Consider the following 6,488-nt stretch of genomic DNA (forward strand, 5'->3'; position numbering starts at 1 on the left):
TGACGGTGCGTCAGTTCGCCTGGTGAGGGCTCTTGACGCTCCTGGCGTGCGATGGAACAGTCGGCACATCGAATCTGACGGTACGTCAGAAAATGCAGAGGGACGGTGAACCTCCATGGAATTCGGGCTCTTTGTACAGGGATACGTGGGCAAGCGGGCCGAGACCGACCCGCTCGCGGAGCACAAGGCGCTGATGGAGGAGACCGAGTACGTCATCCAGGCGGACACCTCCGGCTTCAAGTACGCCTGGGCGTCCGAGCACCACTTCCTGGAGGAGTACTCCCACCTCTCCGCCAACGACGTCTTCCTGGGCTACCTCGCCCACGCCACCGAGCGGATCCACCTGGGATCCGGCATCTTCAACCCGCTCGCCCAGGTCAACCACCCGGTGAAGGTCGCCGAGAAGGTCGCCATGCTCGACCATCTCTCCGAGGGCCGCTTCGAGTTCGGCAGCGGGCGCGGGGCCGGATCCCACGAGATCCTCGGCTTTCTGCCCGGCATCACCGATATGAACCACACCAAGGAGATCTGGGAAGAGACCATCGCCGAGTTCCCGAAGATGTGGCTCCAGGAGGAGTACGTCGGGTTCCAGGGCAAGCACTGGCAGCTGCCGCCGCGCAAGATCTTCCCCAAGCCGTACGGGGCCTCGCACCCGGCGATGTGGTACGCGGCCGGATCGCCGTCCTCCTACGCCATGGCGGCGAAGAAGGGCCTGGGCGTCCTCGGCTTCAGCGTCCAGAAGGTCTCCGACATGGAGTGGGTGCTGGAGCAGTACAAGACGGCGATCCGGGACGCCGAGCCCGTCGGCGACTTCGTCAACGACAACGTGATGGTGACGTCGACGGCGATCTGTGCCGAGACGCATGACAAGGCCGTGGAGATCGCCGTCAACGGGGGGCTCAACTACCTTCAGTCGCTGGTGTTCCGCTACCACGACACCTTCCCGCGGCCCGAAGGCATCCCCGAGTGGCCCGAGCTGCTGCCCGACTACACCACCGAGATCATCGAGCTGCTGATCGCCGAGGAGCTGATGATCTGCGGCGACCCGGACGAGGTGCTCCGGCAGTGCAAGCGCTGGGAGCAGGCCGGCGCCGATCAGCTGAGCTTCGGGCTGCCGATCGGGGTGTCGTACGAGGACACCATGAACACCATCAAGCTCATCGGTGAGCACGTGATCCCGAAGATCGACACAGATCCGGTGCACCGGACGACCCGGTTCCGGCAGGCGGCGGGCAGCTGATTCCGCCGGGTTCCGCCGAGCGATCGGACGAGCGATCGACGAGCGATCGGACGAGTACCAGCGGGGTTCACAGAGTTTCGCCAGGTCCCGCGGGTTCCGCCGGGTCCCGCAGAGTTCCGCAGAGTTCCGCCGAAGGGAAGGGGGCGCTCCGCCCATGCTCGACCACCTGATCAAGGGCGCGACCGTAGTGGACGGGACGGGCGCGCCCTCGTACACCGCCGATGTCGGCATCCGCGACGGACGTATCGCGGTCGTCGCCCCGCCCGGCACCGTCACCGAGGAGGCGAGGGCGAGTGAGGACGCGACCGGGCTGGTCCTCGCCCCCGGCTTCGTCGACCCGCACACCCACTACGACGCCCAGCTCTTCTGGGACCCGTACGCGACCCCGTCGCTCAACCACGGCGTGACGACCGTCGCGGGCGGCAACTGCGGCTTCACCCTGGCCCCGCTCCACCCCGAGCGGCCCGAGGACGCCGACTACACCCGCCGGATGATGTCCAAGGTCGAGGGCATGTCCCTGGTGGCGCTGGAGGAGGGCGCGCCCTGGTCGTGGAGTTCGTTCGGCGAATATCTGGACGCCCTCGAAGGGCGGATCGCCGTCAACGCGGGCTTCATGGTGGGGCATTGTGCGCTGCGCCGGTACGTCATGGGCGCCGACGCGGTCGGCGGACAGCCCAGCGAGCGGCAGCTGGCGCAGATGCTCGACCTCTTCCACGAGGCGATGGCGGCCGGGGCGTGGGGCCTGTCCACCACCCAGTCGTCCACCCACTCCGACGGCGACGGGAAGCCGGTCGCCTCGCGGCACGCCCGGCCGGCGGAGCTGCTCGCCCTGTCCCGGGCCGTGGGCGAGCACGAGGGCACCCAGATCGAGGCGATCGTGGCCGGGTGTCTGGACCAGTTCAGCGACGACGAGATCGATCTGTTCGTGGAGATGAGCGCGGCGGCCGGGCGCCCGCTGAACTGGAATGTGCTGACGATCGATGCCGCCGTTCCCGAGCGGGTGCCGCGCCAGCTGATCCCGAGCGAGCGGGCCCGGAAGGCGGGCGGCCGCATCGTGGCGCTGACGATGCCGATCCTCACCCCCATGAACATGTCCCTGGGTACCTTCTGCGCCCTGAATCTCATCCCCGGCTGGGGCGAGGTCCTCGGCCTCCCGGTCGACGAGCGGATCGCCAGGCTTCGCGACCCGGACGTACGGGCCGAGATGCTGCGACGTGCAAACAGCAAGGAGGCGGGCGTCTTCCGGCGGCTCGCCCACTTCGGCCGCTATGTCATCGGCGACACCTACTCGGACGCGAACAAGGGCCTGACGGGGCGGGTGGTGCGGGACATCGCGGCCGAACGCGGTCAGGAACCCTTCGAGTGCCTGGTCGAGATCTGCGCCAACGACCGCCTGCGGACGGTCCTTTGGCCCATGCCCACCGACAACGACCCGGACTCCTGGGCCCTGCGCGCCGAGACCTGGCAGCACGAGGACGTGATGCTGGGCGGCTCGGACGCGGGCGCGCATCTGGACCGGATGTGCGGCGCGCCGTACACCACACGCTTCCTCGGCGACTGTCTGCGCGGCCGCAAGCTGGTCGGGCTGGAGCAGGCGGTGAAGATGCTGACCGACGACCCGGCGCAGCTCTTCGGCCTGCGGGAGCGGGGGCGTATCGCGGAGGGCTGGCACGCGGATCTGGTGCTCTTCGATCCGGAGCGGATCGATGCGGGCAAGGCCACCCTTGTGCACGATCTGCCCGGTGACAGCCCGCGGCTGGATTCCCGGGCGATCGGGATCAACGTGGTGTGGGTCAACGGCGTGGAGGCCATCCGGGGCGATGTGGTGAGCGGGTCCGTGCCGGGGAAGGTGCTGCGCTCCGGGCGGGACACGAGGACGGTGAGCACCCGGTGACGGCGGTGACGGCGGTGGTGGGGAAGCCGGGGGAGCCGGGGAAGCTGTTCATCGGTGGCGAGTGGGTCGAGCCGGACGGCGGCCACTACGAGGTCGTCGACCCGGCTGCGGAGTCGGTCGTCGGGCTCGCGCCCGAGGCGAGCCGGCAGCAGGTGTACGAGGCGGCGTCGGCGGCGCGGGAGGCCTTCGCGGCCTGGTCCCGTACGAAGCCGGAGCGGCGCGCCGCGATCCTCGACCGGGCCGCGGAGCTGATGCAGCGCGACTTCGTGGCGAACGCCGAGCTGGCGCAGGCGGAGAGCGGGGCGACGACCGGGACGGCGCGCGGGATGCAGGTCGCGGTGGGGGTGGCGCGCTTCCGGCGGTATGCCAAGGGGGCCCTGGAACCCGTCGAGCAGGGGCTGCCGCCGCAGATCAACGAAGCCGGGCCGATGGGCAGGGCGGGCGTGCTGGGGGCGCTGGCCGTACGCCAGCCGGTCGGGGTCGTCACCTGCATCACCTCGTACAACAACCCCTGGGCGAACCCGGCGGGCAAGGTGGCGCCGGCCCTGGCCATGGGCAACACCGTCGTGGTGAAGCCCGCCCCGCAGGATCCGCTGTCGGTGTACCGGATGGCGGCGGCGCTGGAGGAGGCGGGGGCGCCGGCAGGTGTGGTGAATGTGGTCAGTGGGGCATCCGTGGAAGTCGGCGCGGCGGCCGTCGACTCACCCGACGTCGACATGGTGAGCTTCACCGGCTCCACGGCCGTCGGGCAGCGCATCGCCGAAGTGTGCGGCCGTGGCATGAAACGCCAGCTCATGGAGCTGGGCGGCAAGGGCGCAGCGGTGGTCTTCGATGACGCCGACCTGGATTCGGCGGTGGCCGGCATCGGCACGACGTATGCCTTCTACAGCGGGCAGATCTGCACCGCGCCGACCCGGGTGCTCGTGCAGCGGGGCGTGTACGAGGCGCTGGTGGAGCGGCTCGCCCGGTACATCGGCCATCTGAAGGTCGGCGATCCGCGCGCGCCGGGCACGGTGGTCGGGCCGGTGATCTCGGCCGCGCACCGCGACCGGGTGGAGTCGTATGTGGAGCTGGGCCGGAAGGAGGGCGCCCGGGTGGTGGCGGGCGGTGAACGGCCGGTGGATCGGGAGCGGGGCTTCTATGTCGCGCCGACACTGCTGGCCGACTGCACCAACGACATGCGGGTGGTGCGGGAGGAGATCTTCGGTCCGGTCGTCGTGGTCGTGCCCTTCGACGAGGAGGACGAGGGCGTGGCGCTCGCCAACGACAGCGACTACGGGCTGATCGACTACGTGTGGTCGGGCGATGTGGCCCGCGCCTTCCGGGTGGCCCGGCGGCTGCGGGCCGGCGGGGTCGGGGTGAACACGGTCGGGCGGAACATGGAGGCGCCGTTCGGCGGGTTCAAGAAGAGCGGGGTGGGGCGGGACGTGGGCTCGTATGCGCTCCATGCGTACAGCGAGCTGCAGGCGATCGTGTGGCCGGGGTGAGGCGGGTGCCGGGGGCCGCGATATGACCTTCAAAAGGTCAACGGGAAAATTTTGAACCGGCACAAAAGGGGCAGTGCTGCGATTCTCGCAATGCGGAAGATGTAAGGGGAAACCATTGAGTCAAAGGTCTGGCTTGCTCTTCCCTTGCTATTGCTTGGTCAACTTGGTGATTTTGCCGGGGTGGTGAAGGCGTGTGCTGCGGAGGTTGATCTTCCGGATACGGATACAGCAGCGCTTAACGTCCTGTTCATGGTTCAGGTTGACCCCCGGCCCCAGACCGGAGACACGGTATCGAGCGTCGGCGCTACCGGCAGCGACACCCGCAACAAAGGCCTCAGTGGCAACTCTGTAGGGCTGCTCGGCAGCGCGGTCATCGGCGTTTCGACCGTCGCACCCGTCTACTGCCTCACCTCGACGCTCGGACCCACGGTCGGCGAGGTCGGGGTGCAGATGCCCGCCGTCTTCCTCGCGGGCTTCCTGCCGATGCTGCTGGTCGCCTTCGCCTACCGCGAGCTCAACAAGGCGGTCCCGGACTGCGGCACCTCCTTCACCTGGACGGTCAAGGCCTTCGGGCCGCGGGTCGGCTGGATGTGCGGCTGGGGGCTGGTGATCGCGACGATCATCGTGCTCTCCAACCTGGCCGGCGTCGCCACCTCGTTCTTCTATCTGCTGCTCGGGCGAACTCACCGGCAGCCAGACCATCGCCGGCCTCGACGGCAACAAGGCCGCCCACGTACTGACCTGCCTGGCCTTCATCGCCGCCGCCACGGCCATCAGTTACCGCGGTATGACCGCCACCAAGGGCGTCCAGTACACCCTGGTCGGCCTGCAACTCGCCGTACTCGCCGTGTTCATCGTGCTGGCCGTCATCAAGGCGCAGTCCGGCGACTTCGCCGGCTCCCTGCACTTCTCCTGGACCTGGCTCGATCCGTTCGCCGTCCGGTCCTTCTCCGCCTTCACGGCCGGACTCTCGCTGTCGATCTTCATGTTCTGGGGCTGGGACACCTGCCTCACGGTCAACGAGGAGACCGCCGGCAGCGCGAAGACGCCCGGCCGCGCCGCCCTGTTGGCCATGCTCGTGCTGATCGGCTCCTACCTGCTCACCGCCGTCGCCTCGCAGATGTTCTCCGGCGTCGGTCACAAGGGCATCGGGCTCGGCAACCCGGACACCGCCGACAATGTCTTCGCCGCCCTCGCCAACCCCGTCATGGGCACCGTGCTCGGCGTACTGCTCTTCGTCGCGGTCCTCGCCTCGGCCGCGGCCAGTCTGCAGACCACCTTCATCCCGGTGGCTCGTACGGTCCTGGCGATGAGCACGTACGAGGCGCTGCCGGCTTCCTTCGCGAAGATCCATCCGCGGTTCCGCTCCCCGGGCAAGGCGACCGTCGCGGCCGGCGTCGCCACCGGCGTCTTCTATGCCGTGATGAGCTTCCTCAGCGAGAACGTCCTCATCGACACCATCTACGCCCTGGGCCTCATGATCTGCTTCTACTACTCGATCACGGCCTTCGCCTGCGCCTGGTTCTTCCGTCGGGAGCTGCGTAATTCCGCCCGCGACCTGCTGTTCAAGGGCGTCTTCCCGGCCCTGGGCGGCGCGCTGCTCGCGGCCGTCTTCTTCAAGACCCTGATCGATATGTGGAACCCGGCCTACGGATCCGGCAGTTCGGTCTTCGGCGTCGGCTCGGTCTTCGTGATCGGTGTCGGCCTGCTCCTCCTCGGCGTGGTCATCATGCTGGTGATGCAGCGCCGCAGCCCGTCCTTCTTCCGGGGGCAGGTACTGACTCGGGCTACGCCGGCGTTGGTGGTGGAGGACTAGGGGGGTGGGGGTGGGGTGGGGATGAGGGTTTTGGGTTGAGGGGTGGGGAGT

The 6,488-nt window shown here is 68.7% G+C and carries 3 protein-coding genes and 1 pseudogene; all 4 read left to right on the forward strand.

The window, feature by feature from the left end:
- Nucleotides 1–115: 115 nt before the first annotated feature.
- The 4 genes and pseudogenes from DY245_RS25655 (at nucleotide 116) to DY245_RS25670 (ending at nucleotide 6,437) form a co-directional block, all read left to right on the forward strand.
- Nucleotides 116–1,240, forward strand: a complete 1,125-nt coding sequence (locus tag DY245_RS25655; protein WP_128509590.1) for an LLM class flavin-dependent oxidoreductase — start codon at nucleotides 116–118, stop codon at nucleotides 1,238–1,240.
- A 154-nt stretch (nucleotides 1,241–1,394) separates the two neighbouring features.
- Nucleotides 1,395–3,134: an N-acyl-D-amino-acid deacylase family protein gene (locus tag DY245_RS25660; RefSeq protein ID WP_128509591.1), complete on the forward strand. Its 1,740-nt coding sequence runs from the start codon at nucleotides 1,395–1,397 to the stop codon at nucleotides 3,132–3,134.
- Nucleotides 3,131–4,621 (forward strand): aldehyde dehydrogenase family protein, encoded by a 1,491-nt coding sequence (locus DY245_RS25665; protein ID WP_244943259.1) that lies wholly within the window; start codon nucleotides 3,131–3,133, stop codon nucleotides 4,619–4,621. The genes DY245_RS25660 and DY245_RS25665 overlap by 4 nt, the downstream gene beginning before the upstream one ends.
- A 249-nt stretch (nucleotides 4,622–4,870) precedes the next feature.
- A pseudogene (locus DY245_RS25670) lies at nucleotides 4,871–6,437 on the forward strand (APC family permease).
- The last annotated feature ends 51 nt before the right edge of the window (nucleotides 6,438–6,488 follow it).

The organism is Streptomyces inhibens (assembly GCF_003389455.1).
In the GTDB taxonomy this organism is placed as follows: domain Bacteria; phylum Actinomycetota; class Actinomycetes; order Streptomycetales; family Streptomycetaceae; genus Streptomyces; species Streptomyces inhibens.